Origin of the sequence: Clostridium pasteurianum DSM 525 = ATCC 6013, assembly GCF_000807255.1 — a bacterium.
In the GTDB taxonomy this organism is placed as follows: Bacteria; Bacillota; Clostridia; order Clostridiales; family Clostridiaceae; genus Clostridium_I; species Clostridium_I pasteurianum.
Genome location: NZ_CP009268.1, coordinates 2,073,633 through 2,100,412, shown reverse-complemented (window position 1 = coordinate 2,100,412; position 26,780 = coordinate 2,073,633). Strand labels below are relative to the sequence as shown.

The following is a 26,780-nucleotide window of genomic DNA, read 5'->3' as shown; positions in this document are numbered from 1 at the left end:
TAAAATTAATATGATATACTATAAAAAGAATATATTTTACTAGAAATACAATTTATATTGTAAAAGGGGTGTATTAATGAAAGTAGTTTGCATTGGAGACAGTTTAACCTATGGGTATGGAGTATATTCAGATGAATGCTGGGTTGAATTACTTGGCAAAAATTTAGATATAGAAGTCATAAATAAAGGTGTTAATGGTGATACTACTGCTGGAATATTATCAAGATCCAATAAAGATATATTACAATTAAAGCCTTCTCACACTATAATCATGGCAGGAACTAATGACTTACTCTTAAATTATCCTCTAGATAATATTATTGATAATATTAAATTTATATTAGAAGAAATTAAAATAAATAATATAATTCCCATTTTAGGTCTGCAACCACCTATTGTTAATGATCTTGCCATAAAACACTGGGATAAGTACATAGATTATAAAAAAGTTAATGAAAATTTATTAGAATATATAAAAATACTACAAACCTTTGCCTGTAAAAATAACATTGATTTTATAAACTTCTATGACTATTTTATAAAAACTAAGGATATAATTAACTTATATAGCGATGGAATCCATCCAAATAGCCTAGGTCATAAATTAATGTTTGAAATTATTATTGAAGCAAGTTCTTAATTCAGGTGGGGATTCTTTTACCCCATCTGAATTTTAGAACTGCAAATGCATGGCTTACTTGGCGTCGAACTCCCACTTGAAGAAAAGCAGAGAACCAAAATCTTTTTTTGATTTTGTGTGAGGGCTGTACAGAGTGCGTTGGAGTCTTACGCCAAGTTAGTCAGGTGAAATCAAAGATTATTAGAACGTAAGTTTGCATCCTATATAATAATGTGTTATAATTTTATAAAATACTGTTATAGTTAGAGGTGTCACAATGGTAAAAGATAAAAAAGTAGATATGCAGACTGAAATATATGAATTTATAAAGTCTGAAGTTATAAATAAAGGATATCCTCCATCTGTCAGAGAAATATGTGCTAAAGTAGGTTTAAGTTCCACCTCCACTGTTCATGGGCATCTTTCAAGAATGGAAAAAAAAGGATTGATAAAAAGGGACCCAACAAAACCTAGAGCAATAGAATTATTAGGAGATGAAGGAGCAAAAAAAGAATTAGTAAACATACCTATAATAGGTAAAGTAACTGCAGGTAAACCAATTCTAGCCTTTGAAAATATTGAAGACTACTTTACTATGCCACTAGAGTTTACCAAGAACAAAAATGATTTGTTCATACTTAAAATATCTGGCGAAAGTATGATAGATGCTGGAATATATGATGGTGATTTTGCTATAATCGAAAAGACAAACTCCGCTAAGAATGGTGACATTGTTGTAGCTCTAATTGGTGATGAAGCTACAATTAAGCGCTTTTATAAAGAAAAAGATCACATAAGACTTCAACCGGAAAATTCCACCATGGATCCTATAATTGTTCCAAATTGCAATATTATAGGTGAGCTAGTGGGAATATACAGACGTTATTAAAAATGAAACAAAATATTTTATTATAAAAGGATATTCAGCATATATTTGTTATATTGCTAAATATCCTTTTAGCTATTTATATTATTAAAATCTAATTCTATAACTAAATATATTATATATGCATTTTCAAATTTACTAAATGCATTAAATTTATATACAATTTATAAATTTGAAAGAGCCATCATAACACCTATTTTAGCGTGTTCAAAAGTTAATCCTCCCTGCAAGTAAGCAATAAAAGGTTCTCTTATAGGAGCATCTGCTGAAAGTTCTATAGAAGCGCCTTGAATAAATGATCCTGCTGCCATTATAACCTGATCTTCATACCCTGGCATATCCCAAGGTTCACATTCTACAAAGGAATCAATGGGAGATCCCTTTTGTATACCCTTACAAAATTTAATAAGCTTATCTTTATCATTAAATTTTATGGCCTGTATTATATCACTTCTACTATCATTGAATTTAGGAAGCACTTCAAAACCAGCAAGTTCCATAAGTCTTGAGCAGAAAACAGCTCCTTTTAATGCTTCAATAGATACATGAGGTGCCAAAAATAATCCCTGATATAGAGCTCTCATAACGCCAAAGGTTGAACCACATTCTCCTCCAATACCAGGTATAGTAAGTCTATAAGAAGCTTGAGTTATATATTTCTCTTTTCCAACTATATAACCCCCAGTTGGAGCTATTCCACCACCTATATTTTTAATCAGAGACCCAGCAGCTAAATCTGCTCCCACTTCTGTAGGTTCTTTTACATCAATAAATTCACCATAACAATTATCTATAAAACATATTACATTTTCTTTTATATCTTTAATAAATTTTATAACTTCCTCAATCTCATCAATAGTTAGTGCTTTTCTCCAGCCATAACCTGTAGATCTTTGTATGTGAACTAATTTTATGCTTTCATCTTCTCTTAGTACTTTTTCTATGTCTTTAAAATTAAATTCACCTTTTTCAGTTAAATCAATTTTTCTATATTTTACTCCATACTCCATAAGAGACCCTACATTTTTTTCTTTACTTATGCCTATTATATTATGTAATGTATCATAGGGAGTTCCACAAATAGAAAACATAGTATCTCCAGGTCTTAAATTTCCAAATAATGCTGCTCCAATAGCATGAGTACCATTTACAAAATGTGGTCTCACAAGAGCACTTTCTGTTTTAAAAATTTTTGCATAAACTTTATCTAAACTATCTCTGCCTATATCTCCATAACCATAACCTGTACTATTTGTAAAATGAGATTCACTTATTCTCTCTTCCTGAAATGCATTTAGCACCTTTAATTGATTATATTCTCTTATAGAATCATATCTGTAAAATTCATCTTTCACATCCTCTAAAGCTTTTTCAGATAAATCTATTACAGATTCTTTTATTTTATATTTATCTATTAATAATTTTTTTGTAAATTCTATCATATGTGTAAAGCCCTCCTCTAATTCCACTATAGACCACTAAACATATTATCATATAAAAAAAGAATAGGCAAACAACACAGATTTTTAGATATATAAAGTATTTCTATAGATCCAGTTTTCTATAACACCTCTTTTGGAATAAACCATTACATAACTAAAATCTCATATATATTGCCTATGTCTTCTATACTTCATAGTCATAAATGAATTAATTAAATCTTCTAATAGATTAATAACACCATCAAAACCTGCATAACCTCTGTTACCAATGCTTACAGAATCAAATACGGGATATACATATCTTATAAATGATATTCCAAGTTCTTCTGATATTTCTCTCTCAAAAGATGACCCAAATAATATTACTGTATCAGAGTTTTTTACAAGTTTTCTAAATTCATTCATATTTTTACATTCATAATATACCTGTACATCCATTCCAAGTTCATCTTCAAGAAAATTTTTTAGCGCAGCAGCTCTTAAAGTATCTCCAAACACGGCACAGGGTACAGAATATAAATGTCTTATATAATCATAAACATTTTTAAGAGTTAACACAGTAAATTTTTCTGCTTGCTTTAAAACATCTTCATATTTTAGGTTGAAAAAAGAAAATACTTTTCTTATAAAGTTTTTACTACTCTCAAATCCATAAGGATATTGAACAACTACATATGGTATGTTAAACTTTTTCTGCATCAAATCACCTATAGTTTCAAATCCCTTAAAAACTACATTTAATTCAGCACAAGGAACTTTTTCTATATTTTCAATAGTGTCAAAAGGAATTATTGAATTTATGCTTATTTTATCTCCAAGCATATTTCTTATATTATTAATATCTCCTCTTACCATATAATCATCAGATAATAGCCCTATAATATTTATTGATTTTTCTGTCTTTTTTTCATACTTCATTAAATCTATCATTGATTTTATTCCTTGAACTTGTCCTTCTTCCATATTTAAAACAAATCCAGGAGCTTTTATATATACAATTTTTCTACTTTTAAAATGATTTTTTATTTCAACCTCAAAATCCTCGACTAATATTCCTGACACACATCCAGAAATAACAAATAATATTTTAGGATTATACATCTCTATAACGTTATCAATAGCCTTTTTAAGTATTTTTAGTCCTCCAAATATGACATCCTCATTATATATCACAGTAGAGGATTGCCTTATGTCATTTAGATTAGATGGCATATGAAATATAGATGTGCCCCAGTTACATCCAATAGTTGTATGCAAAAGTACATAGGAATCCTTAACACTCATAGCACTTCTATATACACCAAAATTGCCTCCCTAAGCTTCTTTTCTGTTCCAAAGATAATATCTCCTTCCTCCAAATTACTACATTGAGCTTTATAAAGGGGTAAATATCGCCTTCTGGCTATATATTTATAGTGAAATCCACACCCCTTTGGACTATGAATTATTGGAATGGCATCTTTTATTTCACTTACTACATTCATGGCTCCTGATATTTTACCGCTTACTCCCATATTGTGAATTATTCTTGAAGGATATATGCCTGAATAACAATGTTCTTTATAGTATTCTCTCATTACTTTCACCCTCCAGTAAAATATAGATATATACATCTTACATTATTAGTTTATTTGCTATAAAACTAAATATAGACCTATTAACATATTTATAGCATAATGATATATAATGATTTTATAATCATGTATTATATTGTTATATATATTTGTATATCGTTTTATATTTTTTGATATTATATCATATGATTTTATAAAATACTATAATATTTATAATTTTTTTAACATTTCCTATAGATTTATTAATACTTTGAACTTATTGTTGTCAATATATTTATTTCACACAATGAATTACATACTTTTATATGTAATAAAACAAAAAAGATTACTGAAATATTATTTTTCAGTAATCTTTTTTAAAAAAATTATTATGAAATTAAGAACATAATTTAACTTTTTAAATTTTTTATTATTGTATAAGGTTATTTTCTTAAGTTAAATGAACTTATTTTAACTATTCTCTTGTTTCTTCCTCTAAGTTTTGATTAAATAATATTGGCTTTAAAGGAGTAATAGTTGAAATAGCATGTTTGTAAATCATCATTTGCTTCCCATCAGAATCAATAATTACTGTAAAACTATCAAATCCCTTTACATTTCCCCTAAGTTGAAATCCATTTGTCAAATGAATTGTAACTGGTATTTTATTCTTTCTTGAACCATTTAAAAATATATCCTGTAGATTATTTGTGGCTTTATTCATCATATCTAACCTCCGTTTGTTTTATATAAGTATTCTATAAAAATCATTTAAATCCTTTTATTTTTAATTATTTTCTTTAAGAATGAATAAAATAATACTTCTTTTATCTATTCTTATTTAAATTTATATCTTTAATAATAAATTCAACAATTTCTTCTTCACTATTAAACTTATCTTTATTAATCCAATTTACCCTTTTATCTTTTCTAAACCAAGTTAACTGTCGTTTAGCATAATTTCTACTACCTTTTTTTATCATTTCAATAGCTTCCTCTAAGGAGATCTGATTATCTAGATAAAATAGTATTTCCTTATAGCCTATTCCCTTCATAGACTGCATATTTGAATTATACCCCATATTTTTTAGTTTTATTACTTCCTCTATCAGACCTTTTTCAATCATATTATCTACTCTTTTGTTTATTCTGTCATACAAATTCTCTCTGTCCATATTTAAAACATAGTAATGAACATTATAAGGGATATCATATATATTTTGATTTTCATTTAATTTCCCTATAGTTTTACCTGTAGTTTTATACACTTCAAGAGCTCTTATAACTCTTTTTAAGTCATTTGGATATAACCTATTATATGAATCTATATCTATTTTTTCTAACATTTTATGTACAAATTCTTTACCTTTTTCTTCAGCTAAATGCTGTAAATATTCTCTGTACTCACAATCTTTATAAGTTCCAGTAAATTCATAATTGAAAATCAATGAATTTATATAAAGTCCTGTGCCCCCCACAATCATGGGATATCTATCTCTTGAAATAATTTCTTTTACTTTGTCTTGTGCTAACTGTTTATAACTGGCTACACTAAATTCCATATTAGGATCTAAAAAATCTATCAAATGATGAGGTACACCATCCATTTCTTCAGGTAAGACCTTTGCAGATCCTATATCCATATATTTATATATCTGCATAGAATCTGATGATATAATTTCTCCATTAATTTTCTTTGCAATATCAATAGAAATAGCTGTTTTTCCTATACCTGTTGGGCCACTTAAAATCAATATATCTTCCATATTTTTTTATTAGTTTAAAACTAATATATGCCATCCTCCCTGTATATATAAATTGCAGTAAATTATATTAAATATAATTTGTTAAATAAACAATTTTAATTGCATCTTATATAATTAATTTTAGTATATACACACTATTTATTGTATCCTTTTAAACTTCTTTTCTATTTCATAAAGAGTCATTTTTATTATGGTTGGCCTTCCATGAGGGCAATTAAAAGGCTCATCAATATATCTAAGCTGCTCTACTAAAGACTTCATTTCCTCTAGGCTTAAATAATCATTTGCTTTAATAGCTGCCTTGCAGGCAATAGTAGCTATCTTATTGTATTTTACTTCATAAGTTTCACCAGAACCTAAATTTTTAAGATTATCTAACATATCTGAAAATAAATTCTTAAGTTGAGGTTTTCCTAAGAAATTAGGAACTTCTCTTATACTTATAGTATTATCCCCGAATACTTCTATGTTAAAGCCTGCATTAGAAAATATATCTTTGTTTTCTATATACTGTATAAAGTCCTCTGGGCTCATCTCAATGACCTCAGGAGTTAAAAGGATTTGAGCCGTTACTTTACCTTCTTTTATTTCTTTACTATATTTTTGAAATAATATTTTTTCATGAGCTGCATGCTGATCAATTAAATAAAAGTCTTCTGTACTCTCAGCTAAGATATAGGTATTATGATACTGACCTATAACTCTAAGATCTGGGAATTTAGGTTTTACTAATTCATCTCCGTCATTACTTGTACTGAGATTATTATTTATTTCAGAAGTATAACTAGATACTTTATTCTCAAAAACTTCTTCACTGACAGAAATATCTTTATTATCTTTCAAAGATATTTTTTTATTGTCTTCATTTGTACTGAAAATACTTACAGATTCTTCAGGACCATTTTTAAATTCTTCGTCTATTCTGATATTTTCATGGGATTTCAAATCTATAGGTATCTGAATATTTTCTCTTTTAATTTCTAGTGGTGATTCCTTAGAAAGGTCTATAGTATTTTCTATATTAAAATCAAAATTATCCTTAAAGCTCTCCTTTATTGCCTCATGTACTGCATCAAATACCAGTTTAAATATTTCCCTGTCATTTTGAAACTTAATCTCAGATTTTGTTGGATGAACATTTACATCTATAAATTCTGGATATATATCCAGAAACAATACAAAAAAAGGATATTTATTTATCATCAAAAATGATTTTACTGCATTTTCTACGGCAGTAGCTATAAGCCTATTTTTAATATATCGTTTATTTACGAAAATACTTTGATTATTCCTGCTTCCTCTGCTTATTTCAGCATTTCCTACATAACCATAGACAGAAGCTACATCACCGTGTTTTTCGAATTTTATAATATTATCTGAAGTATTTTTACCATATATATTCCTTATGGTATCAAACAAATTTTCAGTAGAGTAGGTGTTAACTACCTTTTTGCCTTTATTAACTAATCTAAAAGATATATTTGAATGAGCAAGAGCAAGCCTATTTACTATATCCGATATAAGAGCTGCCTCTCTTTGAGAAGATTTCAAAAATTTTTGTCTTGCAGGAACATTATAGAAAATATCTCTTACTTCTATAGATGTACCCATACTGCAGCCTACATCTTTTATATAATTTTTAATTCCCCCGCTTATGGCTATTTCTTTACCTCCTTGAAACTCTTTTACTCTGCTTCTCAAAATAGTATGGGACACTGCTGAAATACTTGGAAGAGCCTCACCTCTAAATCCCAATGTATTTATAGCATATATGTCATCAATTGAACTTATTTTACTTGTAGCATGGGGAAGAAAAGCCTTTTCTATGTCCTCCGGGTCTATTCCATCACCATCATCTGTAACCCTTATAAGCTTTTGACCGCCTTCTTCAATTTCTATAGTTATAACCTTAGAATTAGCGTCAATAGAATTTTCTACTAGTTCCTTTACTGCAGAAGAGGGTCTCTCTAAAACTTCCCCTGCTGCTATTTTATTTGAAGTTTCCTGATTTAATAAATTTATTCTCTTCAAATTATCACCTGTATTCTTATATTGGTACTACTAAATAGATTAATAATTTAAACTTTTCATATATTTACTTATGTTCTAAAAATTTTTTGCATCTTTTATAATTTTATATAAGGTATTCATACAATCCATCGGTGTCATATTCATTATATCAATGTTAGAAATATCTTTCAAAAATTCTTCTTTTCTTAAATCATCAAAACCCAATTGAAGTATTTCATTATCCCTTTTCTTTTTCTTATTTTTATTATTCACTTTTGAAGAAGCACTATTTATAGAATCAACAGCCACTTCTTTGTCATTATCTTTTTCTAATTCTTCTAATATTTCCTTTGCACGTTTAGTTACCTTTTCTGGAAGTCCTGCCAGTTTAGCCACTTCTATACCATAGGATTGATCTGCTCCACCTGAAACTATTTTTCTCAAAAATACAATATTATCCTGAATCTGCTTAACTGCTATAGAATAATTTTTAAGACCAGAAATTACACCTTCAAGGGCAGTAAGTTCATGATAATGGGTAGCAAAAAGTGTTTTACATTTCAAATTTTTATTAGTACACAAATACTCTACCACTGACCAAGCAATACTTAGTCCATCATAAGTACTAGTTCCCCTTCCCACTTCATCTAAAATTATAAGACTTTTTGTGGTGGCATTTTTTAATATATTTGAAACTTCCCACATTTCCACCATAAAGGTACTTTTTCCTGCTGCTAAATCATCTGAAGCACCTATTCTTGTAAATATTCTATCACAAACTGAAATAACTGCATTCTTTGCTGGAACAAAACTACCAATTTGAGACATAATAACTATTAAAGCTACCTGCCTCATATATGTAGATTTACCTGCCATATTAGGACCTGTAATTAACATAAGTTGTTCATCTGTGGTATTTATCTTAGTATCATTGGCAACAAAAGTACCCGCTGAAAGCATATTTTCTACTACTGGATGTCTGCCCTCCTCAATTTTTATAGCTCCATCTGTAGATATCTGAGGTTTACAATAATTATTTTCTAGAGCAACACTTGCAAAAGAACAAAGGCAATCAAGTTCAGATAACAATTTAGCGCTTTTTTTCATTCTATCTATGTGGGTGGATATTTTATCTCTTATCTCAACAAATAATTCATATTCTATATTTATAAGTTTTTCTTCAGCTCCTAAAATCTTTTCTTCCATTTGCTTAAGTTCTTCTGTTATGTATCTTTCACAATTTGCTAGAGTCTGCTTTCTTATATATTTTCCTTCAGGAACCAAATTTAAATTTGATTTAGTAATCTCTATATAGTATCCAAATACTTTATTATACCCTACTTTTAAAGATTTAATTCCTGTTTCTTCTCTTTCGCTGCTTTCAAGCTTTGCTATCCACTCTTTTCCATGAGTTTTAGCTTGACGCAGTTCATCTACCTCAGTATTGTAGCCATCTTTAATTATATTTCCTTCTTTTATTGAAATTGAAGGTGAATCCAAAACAGATTTATCTAAAATATTGTAAATGTCCTTTAGATCATCTAAGTTTTCCTGCATTCCTTTAAGCAAGCTACTTTTGCATCCTTTCAATATATCTTTTATAGCTGGTAGTTTTTCTATAGAGTTTTTTAAAAATATCATTTCCTTTGCATTTACACTTAAAGTAGATATCTTTCCAATTAATCTTTCAATATCATAAACTTGTTTTAATGCATTTTTTAAATCTTCATGAAGAGATAAATTTTCTGTAAATTCCTGTACTGAATCAAGTCTTTGATTTATAGCTTTTTCATCTATCAGTGGTTCCTCTATCCATCGTCTTAGCTGTCTTCCTCCCATAGCTGTACTGGTTTTATCCAGCACCCAAAGTAAAGAGCCTTTTTTACTTTTTTCTCTAAGAGTTTCCGTAAGTTCTAAATTTCTTCTTGAATTTGCATCTATACTCATATAGTCAACAACATTATAATAATTCATATTATCAATATGTGCTAGAGAAACCTTTTGAGTATCCATCAAGTATCTCAATAATCCATTGGAACTTGCTACAATTAAATCATTGAATTTTTTTTCATCAAAATTTGAAAATTTCTGTTTTAAATTTTCATAAGCATCCTTATTAAAAAATTCATCTTTAAATTTAGTAAAAGAACAATTGAATCTTTCTCTTATAGATTCTAATAATTCTACATTTAAACTCTCCTGGACCAATATCTCCTTAGGAGAATATTTTGATATTTCATTTATAATTAAATCTCCTTCCATATCCCAGGAAGTACAGTTAAACTCTCCAGTTGAAACATCAGCTATACTAATACCAAATTTACTTTTATCTATAAAAATACTCATTATATAGTTGTTCTTTGTATCCTCTAAGAAAGAGGAATCTGTATAAGTTCCAGGAGTAACTATTTTAACTATTCCTCTCTTAACTATACCTTTAGCTGATGCCGGGTTCTCCAGCTGCTCTCCAATTGCAACTTTATAACCTTTACTTATCAGCTTAGTTATATACATATTAGCAGAGTGAAAGGGCACACCACACATAGGTGCCCTTTCAGAAAGTCCACAATCTTTACCAGTAAGAACAAGTTCAAGCTCTCTAGAGGCTATTTTAGCATCCTCAAAAAACATCTCATAAAAATCACCAAGTCTAAAAAACAATATGCAATCTTTACATTTTTCTTTTACATTTATGTATTGCTGCATCATTGGTGTTAATCCCATATCTACAACTCCCTACCTGAATAAAATTAATCTTTAAATATACTTTAAACTTCTTCACCATATAGTGAAAAAGATTGAGCTTTTGTTATTTTTACTTTAACTAAATTACCTATGTTCTCCCTTAATCCTTCAAAGTTCACAAGTTTTCCCGTTCTCGTTCTCCCCATAAGCTTATTTTCGTCATTTTTACTAGTACCTTCCACTAAGACTTCCACAATTTTATTATGATATTCTCTATTTTTCTTTGCACTAATATCATTTACCAAAGTCACAAGTCTGTTAAATCTCTCGTGTTTTACTTCCTCACTGATCATTTCTTCTTCCATCTGTGAGGCTGGTGTTCCCTTTCTAGGGGAATATAAAAATGTAAAGGCTGAATCATATTCCACATCTTCTATAAGTTTTAATGTATCATTAAAATCTTCTTCTGTTTCTCCCGGAAATCCTACAATAATATCTGTACTAAGGGCTATACCCGGAATTTGTTCTTTTATATTTTTTATAAGTTTCATATAATATTCTCTATCATAGTGTCTATTCATTTTTTTAAGAATTTTTGAAGAACCAGATTGCACTGGCAAATGTATATGCTTACAAACTTTTTCACTATCTCTAATAGCTTCTATTACTTTAAGAGATAGATCTTTTGGATGGGAAGTCATAAATCTTATTCTCTCCAATCCTTCAATTTTATTTATTCTCATAAGTAAGTCTGCAAAATCTAAAGCAGGAGTAAAATCTTTTCCATATGAGTTTACATTTTGACCAAGTAAGGTTATCTCTTTATATCCTTCTTTTACAAGTTCCATTATTTCCTTTTCTATGTCCTCTGGTGTTCTACTTCTCTCACGACCTCTTACATAGGGAACTATACAATAAGTACAGAAATTATTGCATCCATACATTATAGTTACAAAGGCTTTGATTTTACTAAGTCTATCTACAGGTAGGCCCTCAACTATTCCCTTTTCTTTATCCCATATTTCAATAATAGATTTACCTTCCTGCTTAACTCTATTTAAATATTCTGGAAGCATATGCGAATTATGAGTTCCAAAAATTATATCTACAAAGGGAAATCTTTTTATAATATCATCTGCCATATTTTCCTGCTGCATCATGCATCCACAAATTGCAATAATTAAATCTGGCCTTTTTTCTTTTACACTTTTCAATGCCCCTAAATTTCCATATACCTTTTGTTCTGCATTTTCTCTTACACAGCAGGTATTAAATATAATTAAATCGGCTTTTTTCTTATCCTCAGTTCTTTCATAGCCACTTAATTTTAACATTCCTGAAAGTTTTTCAGAATCTTCCTCGTTCATCTGACAACCCCAAGTTTCTATATAAAATTTCTTGATATTTTTCTCCATTTATTACACCTCTTTTGCTTTATCCATTGAATTATTATCCTAGTACTTAAATCAAACTATATTCATCAATTCATATAAATTAAAAATTTTATTCTTTATTTTTAAATATAGAACTCAATATAGCAGTATTATATTTATTCATAATTAACTTAAATTAGCTAAAGTACAATTTTTAATATCAATAACTTGCTCTTAACTAATACATTATACTTTATTTTATATTAAAATAAAAGTTCATAAACAAAGAAATTGTTATCCAGAGACGTAACAGCCGTTATCTCCCACTTTATAGAAGCTGGAAGTATTACGGATGGTAGTCATCAGATTTAAATCGGAAATTTTTTTGCCTATATATATATTAGAATAATTAAATTTTTTGTAAATCAATAGAATTATTTATACATATATTGAGAATACTAACATAGAAATAAATCTACTTTACAGGAGGAGAGATTTATATGTATGATGCTAAATTAGAGACAAAAGATGAAGAATTAAAATATGAAACAATTAAAGATAGAATGTATTTTGAAAGAGTTCCTAACAGAAGTTTATTAAATACTCCTACATCCTATGTACCTTTTAGTGATCTTTTCGAAGAGTAATATTTAAAGAGGGGCTGTCGCACTAAAAAATTAGTGCGACAGTTTTTTGTGTAAAAAAATATATAATTAAGATTTAAATTTCCAGGTACATATTTCTTTTTCTATTTCAAAACCTACACTTCTATACAAATTGAAAGCTATAGTGTTTGAAGAATCTACTCTTATAAATATCTCTCTAAACTTTTGTTGTTTAGCTTTTGAAATTAAAAATAATAAAAATAATCTGCCGTAGCCTTTACCTCTAAAATTCTCCAGTATACCAAAATTAACAATTACAGGAATGCCATCGTTAATTATTATCTGTCCATATCCTATGACAAATCCTTTAAGCTTTATAAAAAAGCATCCTTTATCAAAGTAATAATTTTGACATTGGTCAAAATAAATATCTTCAACAGTAAGAGGTGTTCTCCCATCCTTTTTGAATATGGCATTTTGAATTGCACATCTCTTTTTTTCATCTCTGTTCAAAACTAAATTTTCAATGACTATATCACCTTTCACGTTGAAATTATATTCTCTGTCTAAATTACATTTCATCTCTAATGTTCCATTTAAAATTTTAAAACCTATATCTTTTAAAGTTTTAAAATTATAGTCATTTTTTTCACATTCATATATAAAAACACCCTTATTACTTACTGAATGTAATAACTTCTCATAACATTTCTTTAAATTTAAATTATTATTGGATACTACACTCATTGCTTCTATAGTATATACTGCCCTGAAATTATTAGTAGTCCATATATATCCAATAGATTCTTCACCATAATTTAAAATTTTCACTCTTTTTCTTTGAAAATGTTTCTGTATAAAATTAGAATTATCATAAATATTGAAAAAATCTTTGTTTAAATTATTAAATTTAGGGCTAAAAGCCGTAAGCTTTTTCAAATTATAAATATTTGTTTTATTTAAATCTATACAATTGTACATACTAACCCTCTTATACTTTATATTGATTTAAAGCATCCATAAATATAAACTCACGGAGTTTTAAAAAGCTGATTTAAATCAATCAGCCCTAGAATTGACACTTTTATAAATTTATTATTGTATATGCATAAGTATAAATATTTATATTATTATTGTCAATTCGTTAAATTATTTTCAAATAAAATCATATAAATAAATTTTATATTCTTCAACAAATTTTTTTTCTTTTCCTTTTAACTCGATAATTCTTTTTAACTTGTGTATATACTTATTTTCTATCCAATTCTTATTCTTTACATATCTTTTCTTTCCTAGTTTCCAAAACTTCCTTGGAAATACAATATAAGCTAACATAGTTTCCATTTCTTCATAAGAAAGTTTATTTACTGAGTTATATGCTTCTATTAAAATCTTAGCTTTATTAAAATTCCATTTATAATGGCTGCTGTACATGAGCCTACTTATCATCTTTCCTAAATCGTAAATTTTTAAATTAATAATAATACTATCTAAATCTACTATATAATAATCATCATTCTTTTTTATTATATTTTGATAATAATAACTATCATGGCATATTGTTTTTTCTTTAGAACTTATTAATTTATTATAGTGAGATTTATATAACAAATTAAATGCAAAAATACCCTGATTATAAAAATAACTTATATTTTCTTTATATAATATATCAAATTCACTTACAATATCTTTTTTGTCTATAATCTTTTCATATCTTTTTATATCATTTAGATATTTTATAAAAACTTTATCCCATTTCCTACTATCATCTTTTATGTTGTATAATTTTTTGTTTTCTATTTTACTAGTTGCTAAATGAAATTCCCCCAGCAATTTAGCACAATTTACGGCTTCATCTAAATTTTTCATTCTACATTCTTCGCCATCAATCCACTCAATTAGATAAAATATAAATCCTTTATATTTTACAAAGAGCTTATTATTATTAGTTTTTATATACATAGGTACATTATTAAATTTATTCTTCTTTAATTCTTGTACTAAAATATTTCCATTTACAGGCTTCATCTTTCCATGTTTCATTTTTTTTAAACATAAAAATTTATCTTCTGTCTTTATCTTGTAAACACTTCTTATCTTTTCTATATACTTTACATTTATATTGTATTTTTTCATTATATTTTTTATCATACTTATCTCATAATCTGTTAAACCAGTAGTAGTATTGAAGTTTTTAATTTGTTCCATACAAATCCTCCTATACCCTCAATACTAAAATATATTACTAAAAAATATACTTTATTACATTAAAAATAGATGCATTAACAACTAGTGTCAAATGCATCTACTTTTTAATATTTTTCTATAGAAATTTATATACTAATCAACAGTCTCTTCTACTTCTTTTATGCTAAGGCCTATTTTTTTATTTTCCTTATTTACATCAAGTATTTTAGCTTTAATTTCTTCACCAATACTCAATACTTCTGAAGGCTTAGCTATTCTCTTGTGACTTATTTCTGATATATGTACAAGAGCATCCACTCCTGGTTCTAATTCAATAAAAGCACCAAAAGCAGCAAAACGTACAACTTTACCTAATACTACTGAACCTACTGGATATTTTTCTTCAACATTTGTCCATGGATCCTCCATTAATTTCTTAATGCTGAGAGATAATTTTTTATTTTCCTTATCTATATCTAAAATATAAACTTTTACCTTTTCATCAACTTTTAATACATCTGATGGTTTTTCAACTCTTCCCCAAGATATTTCAGATACATGTAAAAGACCATCAACTCCATTTATATCAATAAAAGCACCAAAATTTGTTAACCTCTTTACTTGACCTTCTACTACTTGGTCTTTTTCAAGGGAATTCCAAGTCTCATTTTCTTGTTCTTCTTTGACAGCTTTTAATACTTCTCTTCTGGAACCTACAATTCTATTTGCATTTCTTCTCTTGGTAAATTCAATTATATTTACTTCTAATTCTTTTCCAACATATTCATTTAAATCATCTACATGATAAAGTTCTACATGAGAAGCTGGAATAAATACCCTTATGCCCTTATAATTTGAAACAAGACCTCCATTAACAGCTTCTTTTACTAATACCTTTATTGAATTTTTATTTTCAAATGCATCTTTTATAGATTTAAGGCCTTGATCTCTCTCAAGCTCACTTTTTGAGAGAACTACGTAATTATCCTCATTCTTTAATTTGATTACTTTAGCTTCAATTTCTTCACCTACAGTAAATAAATCTGTCAATTTTACATTTTCATCACTGGTAACTTCATTTAATGGAAGTATACCATCATTCTTATATCCAATATTTAAAAATGCTGCCTTTTCATTAATTTGTATTATTTCACCTTTTACCAAAGCTCCAACATAGACCTTCTTTTCATTCTCATCCATCATTTTAATTACTTCATTCATACCTTCTAATTTTTGTTCATCACTCATTTTATTTATTGCCTCCTTTATAATCCAATCCGGTGTTGAAGCTCCTGCCGCAACGCCTATTATAATGTTATCTTTTCCTTTATATAATTCATCAGGTATTTCACCTGAATTCTCTACATGTATAGTATTTTCACAATTTCTTTTACATATTTCAAAGAGCTTAGTAGTATTTGAACTATGATGTCCTCCAAGAACCACTATTACCTGTGCTTCTTTTGATAATTCATCAGCTTTTTTTTGTCTTACTTCAGTAGCATTACATATAGTATTAAAAGGAATTATTTCCTCGGCTCTTTCTGAAACTATTTTCAGCACTTTTTGCCAGTTTTCCTGTTTTTCTGTAGTTTGTGCTACTAAACACACTTTCCCTGAAATATTATCTAGATTTTCACCTTTCTTAGATATAATGGCCTTATTATCACACCATCCATTTATACCAATCACTTCTGGGTGATTTTTGTCTCCCACAATAACTATTTGATATCCTCTGTTACTATATTCTTTTACTTTTTTGTGTATATTGGCTACATAAGGACAAGTAGCATCTACAATATTTAAATTTTTTGATTTTAACAATTCTATTATATCTTGAGAAATACCATGAGACCTTATAATAATAATATCATTATTACTCAGTTTATCAATATCTTTAATATCTACTGCATGAATATTTTTAGACTCCAGATATTTAACTACATCATTATTATGAATTAGCTGACCTAAAGTATAGATCCTCTTGTTTTTATACTGCTCTCTTTTTGTACTTATTGCAATATCAACTGCTCTTTTCACACCGAAACAAAATCCTGCATTATCTGCCAAAATAATTTTTCTCATACCAAAACCACCTAAGTGTTAATCTAAAGCTTCATATATGTCCTTTTTTATACAATTTGTTATGAAAGCAACTACCTCTTCTATAGTCATATTGGAAGAATCTATTTCTATTGCATCTTCTGCTTTAGTCAAAGGGTTTACTTTTCTATGGGAATCTATATAATCTCTCTCTATTATATCCCTAAGTATTTTTTCGTATTTTACATCAATACCTTTATCTATAAATTCTTTAAATCTTCTAGTTGCACGATTTTCTGGAGATGCTGTTAAATAAAATTTAAAAGCTGCATCTTTTAAAACTACTGTTCCAATATCCCTGCCATCCATAACTACATCATATTTTTCAGACATTTTTCTTTGAAGTTTCACAAGTCTTTCTCTTACCTCTAAAACTGCAGCATAATTGGATACCTGATTACTTATTTCGGGCATATTTATTTTATCACTTAAATCTTCATTATTTACAATAATTTTATCTTTTTCAAAATGTATTTCCAGTGAATCTACCAGAGTACATAATTTTTCTATATCAGAATAATTTATATTATTTCTAATGGCAAGTACAGTAACAGCTCTATACATTGCTCCAGTATTTATATACATAAGATTAAAATTTTTGCCTATTATTTTTGCTATGGTACTTTTACCTGCCCCAGCAGGCCCATCTATGGCTACAGACAATCTCAATTACAATCCGCCTTTCTTATCATAAAAGTTCACTTTATATATTCTATAAAAAATATTAAAATCCTTTAAACTTTACTATAAATTAATAAATTATTATTTCATAGTACTGTAAAGCCATATTATTATACACTTTTTCCCGCTAAGTATCCCGTAGAAAATGCTATTTGTATATTATACCCACCAGTATATGCATCTACATCCATTACCTCTCCTGCAAAAGACATGTTATTTATTATTCTAGATCTTAAAGTAGATGGATCTATCTCCTTTATATCTACTCCTCCAGAAGTAACTATAGCCTCTTTAATATCACGTAAACCCTTAATACTTAAAGTAAACTTTTGTATAATGTCAACCAGATTCTTTCTTTCTTCTCTAGTTATAGAATTCACTTTTTTATTTTCATCTATACCCGAAAGATTTACAATAGTATTTATTAGTTTTTGCGGTAATAGTTCATTTAGAGAATTTTTAAAATCCTTATTTGAAAATTTTGTGAAATCCCTTTGTATTCTCTTATCCAATTCATCTCTTTTCAAGGCAGGTTTTAAATTTACTAATACAGACATATTTTCTTTTTCGTTGACCATTCTACTGGCTTTCAATACAATTGGTCCTGATATTCCATAATGGGTAAATAACATTTCACCAAAATCTCTGTATATTATTTTATTTTTTTTCATAATAGATAGTTCAACATTTCTAAGTGATAATCCCTGAAGATTACTTATCCAATCTTCATTTATTTCTATAGGCACAAGAGAAGGCTTTATTTCTGTAATGTTATGCCCAGCTTCCCTTGCAAAATCCAATCCATCTCCCGTAGAACCAGTCTGAGGATAAGATAGACCTCCCGTGCATATTATAAAATGATCTCCTTTAATTATATTTTTTTCATCTGTAACTAAGCTTTTTATATTACCATTTTCTATATTAATACTACTTATTCTCGTATTCAACATAATTTCTACATTTTTATTTTCTAAAGATCTTTTAAGTGCATTTATTATGTCAGAGGATTTATCTGATTTTGGAAAAACTCTATCTCCTCTTTCTACCTTTAAACGTATTCCCATATTTTCAAAATAATTCATTACATCAAAATTAGTATAAGTATACAGAGAACTGTACAAAAATTCTGGATTTCCAGGAATATAATCAAAAAATTCACTAATATCTTTATTGTTGGTTACATTACATCTTCCTTTACCAGTAATGTATAATTTCTTACCTAATTTTTCATTTCTTTCAATTAATATAACCTTATTTTTTTCAGCAGCTGCCATAGCTGCCATAATACCAGCCGGTCCGCCACCAATAACTATAACTTTTTTCAAAAGATATCCTCCTTACAAAGTAAAAAAAGCGACCATGTCGCTTTCGCTAAAGATCTAATGTCTTTATGGATTCAGCATATATTATACTAAAAAACAGCTTTTCTATTTCCTGGTGTTTTCTTTAAAGGAATAAACTTGATATTCTTGCCATATATTTTCCAGTTCTTCAAAATTTCGTGATATTTTTTCTTTTTCTCTAAGTCCCACTGCTACAATTAGTGCATTTATTACACTTAAAGGAGCTACTAGTGAATCCACAAAAGATGCCATATTGCTTTGAGCTATTAATGTGTAATCAGCTTTTGCAGCTAAAGGTGAAAGTACACTATCTGTTATAGCTACAACCTTTGTCCCCTTACTCTGAGCATAATTAAGTGCTTCTATAGTCCTTATGGCATATCTTGGAAATCCTATAGCTATTACAAGATCCTCGTGAGATATATTGATAAGCTGTTCAAATATATCACTCATACCATATGCAACCATATTTACATTATCTAAAATTAAATTTAAATAAAATCCCAGAAACTCAGATAAAGCTGTTGAACTTCTAAGCCCAATTATGTATATTTTTCTTGCAGCAAAGATGCCGTTTACTACTTCTTCAAAAGCATTGTGATCTATTTTTTCCAAAGTAGTTCTTATATTTTCCATATCAGATTTTAAAACGCCTTTCAAGGCATTTTCTTCACTTATAAAATTATTTGAAAGTTCTAATCTCTGAACTGTAGTTAATTTATTTTTTATTAATTCCTGCAGTGCTTTTTGCAATTTAGGATAACCGCTAAATCCCAATTCATTTGCAAACCTGACCACTGTAGATTCACTTACTCCAACGCTTATACCTAATTTTGCTGCGGTCATAAATGCAGCTTTATCGTAATGTTTTAATATATATTCAGCTATTAATTTTTGCCCTTTACTCAGTCTTTGAAATTTTGACTGAATGGTAATCATTAAATCTTGCTTGCTGCTTTCCTCATTATTCTCCATACAAATCAGCCCTTTCTTAAAATGAAGCCTCAAGTAAAATATTCACTTCATTTTACCATCAAATCACAAACTTATCAATGATGTATTCATTTTCAGTGAAAATTTACAATAAATTAATTCATTTATCTAAAATTTTAGAAAAATGAATTACAAATTTTTAAGATAATCTATTTCACTATCTTTCAAGAATCTCCATTGTCCTTTCTTCAAATGTGAATCTAATTTTATATCACCAATTGATAGTCTATTTAGAGTAATTACGGGATGATTTATACATTTGCACATTTTTCTTATTTGTCTCTTCTTACCTTCATGAATTGTAATTTTGACTTTGGATTCTCTTTCACTGCCATCAATTATCATAAAATTTGCTGGTGCAGTAATATAATTGCCTATATCTATACCCTTACAAAATTTCTCTATTTGTTCTTTTGAAGGATATCCCTTAATAGTGGCTTCATAAATTTTATCAACTTTTTTTCTTGGATGTATTACTTTATTATATATATCTCCATCATTAGTCATAAGTAATAAACCAGATGTATCATAGTCAAGTCTTCCAATTGGAAATATCCTTTCCTGTACTTTTACTATATCCAGTACAGTTTTTCTCCCTCTTTCGTCTTTTAAAGTACAAAGATATCCTTCTGGCTTATTAAGCATAATATAAATCTGTTTTTTCTCCACAAAAATTTTTTCATTATTCACTAGTACTTCATCTGAATCTGTTTCAACTTTAACCCCTAATTCTCTAACTACTATACCATTAACCTTTACTTTTCCCTCTTCTATCATTTTTTCACAATTTCTTCTGGATGCCACACCACAGCTAGCCATAAACTTTTGTAATCTTTCCTTCACAATACTCACCTATTATTCAAAATAATATATTATTAATCAGACAGCATTTATTTGCCTATTTAAAATATACATTTAAGTTTTTTTATAATCCTATTATATATGAAATTTATTACATCAAATAATTGAAATTGAATTTACTTAATATATACATACTTAAATTGAAATATACATTTATTAAACTATATACAGGTTATTTATAATTATCAACATTTAATTACGAATTTGAACATATATAATAAAATTTACATATTGAATTATATATTTTATAAGCCTTAAAATCAAATAATATAGAAATATTTTTCTGTATATTGCTTTTTTGTTTTGCTAACAATACTATAGAGGTGATAATTATGATAAGAACTATTGGTGTAGAAAAGGGATTAACTAATGTAGAAGATTTTTTAAGGAGCAGAGGTTACAACACAAAAGAATTTGAAACTTCACAAATTAATGATAACAGTTTTCTTAATAGTGTTGACTTTATAGTTTCTACTGGTGGTAATGAAAATTTTATTGGAATTGAAAATTCCTCTACAAAGGTTCCTGTTATATCCGCTGAAGGTAGAACTCCTGAAAATATTGAAAAACAGATAATACGAGGAAGATAAATAGATTTTTAGGAATAGAAGAAGATGTTTTACAATCCATAAATACTTATTGTAAAACATCTTCTTAGCTATTATACTGTTGTAAATAGCTATTAAAATCTATCTAATTTTTCACAAATAAATAAGAATATTTACAATTTTAATTAATATTGCAAATTCCTCTTTAAATATTTGAATTATCATTAAAATATAAAATGATACAATTTATAATAAATAACTTAAGTATTATTGTTATTAACTGGTATGGATGATAAAATATATTTATAGAATATATTTAGGGGGCGCAATATTATGAATAAAAAAGTTAAAAGTTTAAATCATTTGAAAAATATAACTGTGGATGCTTCTAAAATTACTGCCAAAAAGTTCATAGATGCTTCTGAAAATGCTAAAGATAATTTACAAAAAAATTTAAACGATTTGAAGGATGCTTCTAAATCTACTGCTGAAAAAGTGAAGACTGTTTCAAAAAACGCAAAGAAAACAATTACAAAAACCTCTGAAGATATAGCAAAAAAAGTCAATATAAAATCTATAAAGGAAAATATAGAGCCTCCTTTAAACAAATCTAAAGAAAATATACAGAAAAATTTAAACGATTTAAAAGATGCTACTTTGGATGTTTCTAATAAAGTTTTTACTGCTTCCGAAGAACTTATAAATTCTGTAAAAGACAATATCAAGGCTAAAACTTTCACTAAATCTCTTTATATACAGTACTTTGGCAAAGAAATGAGTGAAGATTATTTGATAGAACAATTTAAAGTTAAATGGTCTGAATCTAAAAAATTGTCTGATGTTAAAGATTTAAAAATATACTATAAAGTTGAAGAAAATACAGCCTATTATTTAGTAAATAATGAAACTACTATATCTATAAAATTTCTCTAAAAAATAATTTATGAACTCTCATATATTCATTGACAAGCTTCAAATAGAAATATATAATATCCGTATATGTATACTAGGATATTTAAATTTGTTAACCAGAAAACTGGAGACTAAGTATCTCACTAAATCTATATGTGAGATACTTAGTCTTTTATATTTATGGAGGTATGTATATGACTTATATTGAAAAACCCAGATTTTCCTGTGCTCTTGGAGGTGCTCTAAGTACTATAAGTGCATTGCCAAGAGTAGTTCCAATAGTCCATGCTACAGCGGGCTGTGGTTCAAATCTTTTTGGAGCATATATGGGTGGCAGTGGATTTTGGGGTTCAGGTTATTGTGGAGGAAGTTCAGTTCCCACTTCAGGCTTAACTGAAAATGATATTGTCTTTGGAGGATCTTTAAGACTAAATGAACAAATAAACAGTACCCTTGAAATTATTGATGCAGATTTATTCTTGGTAACCAGCGGATGCATGACAGAAATAATTGGAGATGATATAGAAGCAGTCCTCAGAAACTTTAAAAATTCAGAGGTTCCTATATTGTCTGTGGAAACAGGAGGTTTTAAAGGAACTTCATATAATGGTTATGAATTGGTACTGGAAAAACTGTTTATCAACTATTTAAAAGAAAAGAAAAGTAAAAGAAAAAACTTAGTAAATATTTTTGGATTAGTTCCAGCTAGTGATCCCTTCTTTAGAGGAGATTTATCTGAAATAAAAAGGTTACTCGAGAAGCTTGGATTAGAAGTAAATACTTTTTTTACTAATGATCAAAGTATAGATAATTTAAAAAATGCCTCAGAAGCTTTATTAAATATCGTTTTATCAAAAACCTATGGCATCGGTGCCGCAAAAAGTTTTGAAAAGAAACACAATATACCTTATTATGCCAGTGAACTTCCAATAGGACCAACAGCTACTGCTGAGTTTTTATTATCTATCTCTAAGCTACTAGAAATAGATAATAAAAAAGTTGAAAAATTAATAAGTGAAGAAAATGCAAACTATTATAAGTATATTGAAAGAATATCAGATATCTATACAGATTCGGATTTTCAACATTATGCAATAGTAGTAGGAAATGCAAATAATACCCTGTCAATAACAAGATTTTTATATGAAGATTTAGGCTGGATCCCTAAAATTGCTGTCGTAACAGATCAGCTTGAAGATAATCAAAAGAGTATTTTAGATGATAGTTTTAAGAATATAAATTTAGACAGAGATATGAAACTTTTATATGAAACAGATACTTCAAAAATTTATGAAAATTTCACAAACATTTTTGAAGTTGATAAATCTAAAAAATATCAGGATTCTATTTCCCCTCTTTTTATATTAGGCAGTTCTTTTGAAAAAGATTTTGCCAATAAAATTGGTGCAAAAATATTAAGTGTAAGTTATCCAATACTAAATAGAGCAATATTAGACAGAGGATATGCTGGATATAATGGTGCCCTTCATTTGGTAGAAGATTTGTTAGATGTAATTCTTAGTGGGAGGTAGATTGAAAATGAGCTATTTTGATAATAAAGTTGCACCTAAACGTGAACATAGATTGAATTTTGTAGGGAGTGCCTTTGGAGGTAACGCCTGTGAACTATTGAGTTGTGCTAAAGAAGGTTGTTTAAAGAATAAAAAAAGAAGTTTTACTCAAGCAACTGCTTGCCAATTAAGTCTAGTGCTTGGGATGGCTCTTACCATGCCAGATACAGTATTTGTAATTCATGGTCCTGTAGGTTGTGGATCACAGATTCATTCATCTAATTTTCAAGTTAATTCTGGAACAAAAGCCAGAGGCAAAATTCCTAAACCTTTAATATGGTTATCCACTAATCTCACAGAGAAAGACATTATCAATGGAGGTGAAAGTAAACTAAATAAAACCATATTAGAAGCTGACAAACGTTACAAACCTAAAGCTATCATTGTCATGAATACCTGTTCTCCAAGTATGATTGGTGATGATATTGATGAAGTGGTAAGGAATATACAAAAAGATATAAATGCAAAAATAATACCAATGCACTGTGAAGGAATTAAATCTCCAATAGTTGCCAATGCTTATGACACTTATTATCATGGTGTAGGCAGAAATCTTGATTTGTCTAAGGACTCATCAGGTAATATAGGAGAAAACAATTCAAGATTTCAATTGGAAGGAGAAGTTCATAAAAAATCTAAAATCGTAAATTTATTTAATTTTGGTTCCCTCACCTATCCTGATGAATTGGAGATAAAAAGATTATTGGAGACATTAGATCTTAAAGTAAGGGTTTTCCCTAATTTTGCACATCCCAATGATTTTAAAAAATTGTCTGAGGCAGCTTTAAATATAAGTCTCTGCAACGTACATGACGACTACTTTTTAACTTTTTTAAAAGAAAGATTTAACATTCCCTATTTTATTCACAATATGCCTGTAGGCATAAAAAATACAAGTGAATGGTTTATAGAGGTAGCAAAACAGCTTAATTTAGAGAAAAAGGCAAAAGAAATAGTTTTAGCAGAAGAGCAAGAAATCTTTTCTGCAATAGAACCTTATAAGAAAATTTTAAAAGGTAAAAGAGTGCTTGTAACTGGAGGGGTAATAAGAGTAGTATCTGATGCAGAACTTCTTCATGAATTAGGCTGCGAGATTGTATCCATTAGAGCTCATCATTATGACAGTTTAAGTACAGATCTCTATACAAAATTCAATGAGAAGTTTCCAGACTTAGAAATAAGCGTAGCACCAAATCAGGTTTTCGAATTGATTAATATAATAAACAGATATAGACCAGATATATGCCTAACTCATGCTGGAGCTGGAGTATGGGTATCTAAACTCGGTATTCCTTCACTGCCGCTATTTGGAGGCCCGCATAATTATTTTGGATACAAAGGTTCCTATGATGTAGCAAGAAGAATGACAAAACTACTAAGAAATCCTTCTTTCCAACATAAACTACAGGCGAACACAGATCTTCCCTATAAAAAGGAATGGTATAATAAAAATCCATTTTCATATATAAAGGAATAAATAAGATTAAGGAGTTTTCTCACAAGGCATATTGTACCTCTTGTGAGAAGACTCCTCTAATTATTTTATTCATATTTTACTCTTAAGCTGTAACACAAATTTCACTAAATAAATATTCTATTATATAGGTCTTTATTTAACAGTTTGGAGGTAAAGATATGGACTATGAAATAAAGGATTGTATTGATGCTGGAACAGAATATTGCCCCTGCCATCTTGCAGAAACTGGTAACTGCCTTCTTTGTTCTCATCTTCAAGGAAAAAGTTTTTGCGATTGCACAAATTGGAAGGGAGTTTGTATATATCAGGAATATGCCTGGAATGGAAATCATGCAAAAAATTTAAGAAAAGTAAGCCTATGTAAAATACTAAAGAAAGAAACAATAGATGATAATCTCTTATGTTTTACTATATCTGCAAAACATAAACTTGTTCAAGAATTGTCACAGCCTGGTAGTTTTGTTTTTATAAGACATCCTAAATCCAATGGATATTTCGATGCTCCTATTTCAATAATGGATACAGATGTAAATGAAAATATTATAAAAATAGTTATTGATGTAAAGGGAATAAAAACTAAAAGTATAGATAAACTTCAGGAAAATGATAACATAGCCCTAAGAGGACCTTATTGGAATGGAGTTCTTGGTCTAAAAAATATATACCATAGCAAAGATGGTACATCTCTGATAATTGCCAGAGGCATAGGTATGGCTCCAATGATACCTGTAATGGAAAAATTATATAGTAACGGAAATAAAATCATTGCTGTTTTGGATAAAGGGAATTATAAAGATATATTTATAAAGAAATATCTAGACCTATGTAATGCTGAATTAATAGAATGTACCGTTATAAATAATGATGGCACTCTTTCAGAGGAACTAAAAAATATTATAAATAAATATGAAAAAGATATAAATATCATATACTGTGCAGGTCCAGATATATTTATAAGCAATTTGCTGGAACAAACCAAAGAAGATACTAAAATAGCCTGCTGTAATAATGCAAGAATGTGCTGTGGAGAAGGTATATGCGGTACCTGCAGCACACGATATGATGGTGATATTGTAAAAAGATTATGTAAGCTACAAATTGATCCTAAATATATATTTAAAGGCAGAAGAGCATTATAGCAAAATCAATAGATTTTAGGAGGATT

Annotated in this window: 23 protein-coding genes; 8 read left to right on the top strand and 15 right to left on the bottom strand. The window is 28.3% G+C overall.

Features of this window, described 5'->3' with window-relative positions; translation table 11 throughout:
• Positions 1 to 76: 76 nt before the first annotated feature.
• Positions 77 to 640, top strand: coding sequence for a GDSL-type esterase/lipase family protein (locus CLPA_RS09530; protein WP_003444331.1), 564 nt, complete (start codon positions 77 to 79; stop codon positions 638 to 640).
• Positions 641 to 896: 256 nt separating this feature from the next.
• Positions 897 to 1,508, top strand: coding sequence for a transcriptional repressor LexA (lexA, locus tag CLPA_RS09525; protein WP_003444329.1), 612 nt, complete (start codon positions 897 to 899; stop codon positions 1,506 to 1,508).
• A gap of 161 nt (positions 1,509 to 1,669) precedes the next feature.
• Here lexA and CLPA_RS09520 read toward each other — a convergent pair whose 3' ends face one another.
• The 8 genes from CLPA_RS09520 to miaB all read right to left on the bottom strand — a co-directional run bounded on the left by CLPA_RS09520 (position 1,670) and on the right by miaB (position 12,376).
• Positions 1,670 to 2,947, bottom strand: a complete 1,278-nt coding sequence (locus CLPA_RS09520; protein ID WP_003444327.1) for a methionine gamma-lyase family protein — start codon at positions 2,945 to 2,947, stop codon at positions 1,670 to 1,672.
• A 162-nt stretch (positions 2,948 to 3,109) separates the two neighbouring features.
• Entirely contained in the window at positions 3,110 to 4,231 is a 1,122-nt protein-coding gene (locus CLPA_RS09515) for a nitrogenase component 1 (RefSeq protein WP_003444325.1), read from the bottom strand.
• Entirely contained in the window at positions 4,228 to 4,524 is a 297-nt protein-coding gene (locus CLPA_RS09510; protein ID WP_003444323.1) for a nitrogenase component 1, read from the bottom strand. Before CLPA_RS09510 ends, CLPA_RS09515 begins: the two co-directional genes overlap by 4 nt.
• Positions 4,525 to 4,975: 451 nt before the next feature.
• Complete coding sequence (gene hfq / locus CLPA_RS09505; protein ID WP_174548953.1) at positions 4,976 to 5,227, bottom strand: RNA chaperone Hfq; 252 nt, start codon at positions 5,225 to 5,227, stop codon at positions 4,976 to 4,978.
• 100 nt (positions 5,228 to 5,327) lie between these two features.
• Positions 5,328 to 6,266, bottom strand: a complete 939-nt coding sequence (miaA, locus tag CLPA_RS09500; RefSeq protein ID WP_034830709.1) for a tRNA (adenosine(37)-N6)-dimethylallyltransferase MiaA — start codon at positions 6,264 to 6,266, stop codon at positions 5,328 to 5,330.
• Between the two features lie 138 nt (positions 6,267 to 6,404).
• Positions 6,405 to 8,297, bottom strand: coding sequence for a DNA mismatch repair endonuclease MutL (mutL, locus tag CLPA_RS09495; protein WP_003444318.1), 1,893 nt, complete (start codon positions 8,295 to 8,297; stop codon positions 6,405 to 6,407).
• Positions 8,298 to 8,372: 75 nt separating this feature from the next.
• On the bottom strand, positions 8,373 to 11,000 hold the full coding sequence (mutS, locus tag CLPA_RS09490; RefSeq protein ID WP_003444316.1) for a DNA mismatch repair protein MutS: 2,628 nt from the start codon (positions 10,998 to 11,000) through the stop codon (positions 8,373 to 8,375).
• Positions 11,001 to 11,044: 44 nt separating this feature from the next.
• Positions 11,045 to 12,376: a tRNA (N6-isopentenyl adenosine(37)-C2)-methylthiotransferase MiaB gene (miaB, locus tag CLPA_RS09485; protein WP_003444315.1), complete on the bottom strand. Its 1,332-nt coding sequence runs from the start codon at positions 12,374 to 12,376 to the stop codon at positions 11,045 to 11,047.
• A gap of 458 nt (positions 12,377 to 12,834) precedes the next feature.
• On the opposite strand from miaB, the gene CLPA_RS21155 reads away from it, so the two are divergent.
• Positions 12,835 to 12,981, top strand: a complete 147-nt coding sequence (locus tag CLPA_RS21155; RefSeq protein ID WP_155760368.1) for a hypothetical protein — start codon at positions 12,835 to 12,837, stop codon at positions 12,979 to 12,981.
• A gap of 66 nt (positions 12,982 to 13,047) precedes the next feature.
• Here CLPA_RS21155 and CLPA_RS09480 read toward each other — a convergent pair whose 3' ends face one another.
• The 7 genes from CLPA_RS09480 to CLPA_RS09450 all read right to left on the bottom strand — a co-directional run bounded on the left by CLPA_RS09480 (position 13,048) and on the right by CLPA_RS09450 (position 21,089).
• On the bottom strand, positions 13,048 to 13,920 hold the full coding sequence (locus tag CLPA_RS09480; RefSeq protein WP_003444314.1) for a GNAT family N-acetyltransferase: 873 nt from the start codon (positions 13,918 to 13,920) through the stop codon (positions 13,048 to 13,050).
• A gap of 174 nt (positions 13,921 to 14,094) precedes the next feature.
• A complete protein-coding gene (locus CLPA_RS09475) occupies positions 14,095 to 15,147 on the bottom strand; it encodes a CotS family spore coat protein (RefSeq protein WP_003444313.1) in 1,053 nt (350 codons plus the stop codon).
• Between the two features lie 132 nt (positions 15,148 to 15,279).
• A complete protein-coding gene (locus tag CLPA_RS09470) occupies positions 15,280 to 17,211 on the bottom strand; it encodes a bifunctional 4-hydroxy-3-methylbut-2-enyl diphosphate reductase/30S ribosomal protein S1 (RefSeq protein ID WP_003444312.1) in 1,932 nt (643 codons plus the stop codon).
• Positions 17,212 to 17,229: 18 nt separating this feature from the next.
• Entirely contained in the window at positions 17,230 to 17,898 is a 669-nt protein-coding gene (gene cmk, locus CLPA_RS09465; protein ID WP_003444311.1) for a (d)CMP kinase, read from the bottom strand.
• A 122-nt stretch (positions 17,899 to 18,020) separates the two neighbouring features.
• Entirely contained in the window at positions 18,021 to 19,235 is a 1,215-nt protein-coding gene (locus tag CLPA_RS09460; protein ID WP_003444310.1) for a BaiN/RdsA family NAD(P)/FAD-dependent oxidoreductase, read from the bottom strand.
• 102 nt (positions 19,236 to 19,337) lie between these two features.
• Positions 19,338 to 20,228 carry a MurR/RpiR family transcriptional regulator gene (locus tag CLPA_RS09455; protein ID WP_003444309.1) on the bottom strand — a complete coding sequence of 297 codons (891 nt, stop codon included), beginning with the start codon at positions 20,226 to 20,228 and terminating at the stop codon, positions 19,338 to 19,340.
• 147 nt (positions 20,229 to 20,375) lie between these two features.
• Positions 20,376 to 21,089, bottom strand: coding sequence for a pseudouridine synthase (locus CLPA_RS09450; protein ID WP_003444308.1), 714 nt, complete (start codon positions 21,087 to 21,089; stop codon positions 20,376 to 20,378).
• 350 nt (positions 21,090 to 21,439) lie between these two features.
• On the opposite strand from CLPA_RS09450, the gene CLPA_RS09445 reads away from it, so the two are divergent.
• From CLPA_RS09445 to CLPA_RS09425, 5 genes are all read left to right on the top strand, one after another.
• Positions 21,440 to 21,697 carry a YkuS family protein gene (locus tag CLPA_RS09445; RefSeq protein ID WP_003444307.1) on the top strand — a complete coding sequence of 86 codons (258 nt, stop codon included), beginning with the start codon at positions 21,440 to 21,442 and terminating at the stop codon, positions 21,695 to 21,697.
• A 291-nt stretch (positions 21,698 to 21,988) separates the two neighbouring features.
• The gene (locus CLPA_RS09440; RefSeq protein WP_003444306.1) at positions 21,989 to 22,588 is read left to right on the top strand and encodes a DUF6465 family protein; all 600 of its coding nucleotides are present in this window, start codon (positions 21,989 to 21,991) and stop codon (positions 22,586 to 22,588) included.
• Between the two features lie 173 nt (positions 22,589 to 22,761).
• Positions 22,762 to 24,099, top strand: a complete 1,338-nt coding sequence (locus CLPA_RS09435; RefSeq protein WP_003444305.1) for a nitrogenase component 1 — start codon at positions 22,762 to 22,764, stop codon at positions 24,097 to 24,099.
• Between the two features lie 7 nt (positions 24,100 to 24,106).
• The gene (locus CLPA_RS09430) at positions 24,107 to 25,615 is read left to right on the top strand and encodes a nitrogenase component 1 (protein ID WP_003444304.1); all 1,509 of its coding nucleotides are present in this window, start codon (positions 24,107 to 24,109) and stop codon (positions 25,613 to 25,615) included.
• Positions 25,616 to 25,773: 158 nt separating this feature from the next.
• A complete protein-coding gene (locus CLPA_RS09425; RefSeq protein WP_003444303.1) occupies positions 25,774 to 26,754 on the top strand; it encodes a sulfide/dihydroorotate dehydrogenase-like FAD/NAD-binding protein in 981 nt (326 codons plus the stop codon).
• Positions 26,755 to 26,780: the final 26 nt, after the last annotated feature.

Excerpts from the sequence above, each read along its gene's own strand:
- CLPA_RS09445 (WP_003444307.1), top strand. The coding sequence starts at position 21,440 with ATGATAAGAACTATTGGTGTAGAAAAGGGATTAACTAATGTAGAAGAT.
- CLPA_RS09455 (WP_003444309.1), bottom strand. The coding sequence starts at position 20,228 with ATGGAGAATAATGAGGAAAGCAGCAAGCAAGATTTAATGATTACCATT.
- CLPA_RS09510 (WP_003444323.1), bottom strand. The coding sequence starts at position 4,524 with ATGAGAGAATACTATAAAGAACATTGTTATTCAGGCATATATCCTTCA.
- mutS (WP_003444316.1), bottom strand. The coding sequence starts at position 11,000 with ATGGGATTAACACCAATGATGCAGCAATACATAAATGTAAAAGAAAAA.
- CLPA_RS09480 (WP_003444314.1), bottom strand. The coding sequence starts at position 13,920 with ATGTACAATTGTATAGATTTAAATAAAACAAATATTTATAATTTGAAA.
- CLPA_RS21155 (WP_155760368.1), top strand. The coding sequence starts at position 12,835 with ATGTATGATGCTAAATTAGAGACAAAAGATGAAGAATTAAAATATGAA.
- CLPA_RS09425 (WP_003444303.1), top strand. The coding sequence starts at position 25,774 with ATGGACTATGAAATAAAGGATTGTATTGATGCTGGAACAGAATATTGC.
- CLPA_RS09470 (WP_003444312.1), bottom strand. The coding sequence starts at position 17,211 with ATGAGAAAAATTATTTTGGCAGATAATGCAGGATTTTGTTTCGGTGTG.
- hfq (WP_174548953.1), bottom strand. The coding sequence starts at position 5,227 with ATGATGAATAAAGCCACAAATAATCTACAGGATATATTTTTAAATGGT.
- CLPA_RS09430 (WP_003444304.1), top strand. The coding sequence starts at position 24,107 with ATGAGCTATTTTGATAATAAAGTTGCACCTAAACGTGAACATAGATTG.
- CLPA_RS09475 (WP_003444313.1), bottom strand. The coding sequence starts at position 15,147 with ATGGAACAAATTAAAAACTTCAATACTACTACTGGTTTAACAGATTAT.
- CLPA_RS09530 (WP_003444331.1), top strand. The coding sequence starts at position 77 with ATGAAAGTAGTTTGCATTGGAGACAGTTTAACCTATGGGTATGGAGTA.
- miaA (WP_034830709.1), bottom strand. The coding sequence starts at position 6,266 with ATGGAAGATATATTGATTTTAAGTGGCCCAACAGGTATAGGAAAAACA.
- CLPA_RS09440 (WP_003444306.1), top strand. The coding sequence starts at position 21,989 with ATGAATAAAAAAGTTAAAAGTTTAAATCATTTGAAAAATATAACTGTG.
- CLPA_RS09515 (WP_003444325.1), bottom strand. The coding sequence starts at position 4,231 with ATGAGTGTTAAGGATTCCTATGTACTTTTGCATACAACTATTGGATGT.
- CLPA_RS09520 (WP_003444327.1), bottom strand. The coding sequence starts at position 2,947 with ATGATAGAATTTACAAAAAAATTATTAATAGATAAATATAAAATAAAA.
- CLPA_RS09435 (WP_003444305.1), top strand. The coding sequence starts at position 22,762 with ATGACTTATATTGAAAAACCCAGATTTTCCTGTGCTCTTGGAGGTGCT.
- miaB (WP_003444315.1), bottom strand. The coding sequence starts at position 12,376 with ATGGAGAAAAATATCAAGAAATTTTATATAGAAACTTGGGGTTGTCAG.
- lexA (WP_003444329.1), top strand. The coding sequence starts at position 897 with ATGGTAAAAGATAAAAAAGTAGATATGCAGACTGAAATATATGAATTT.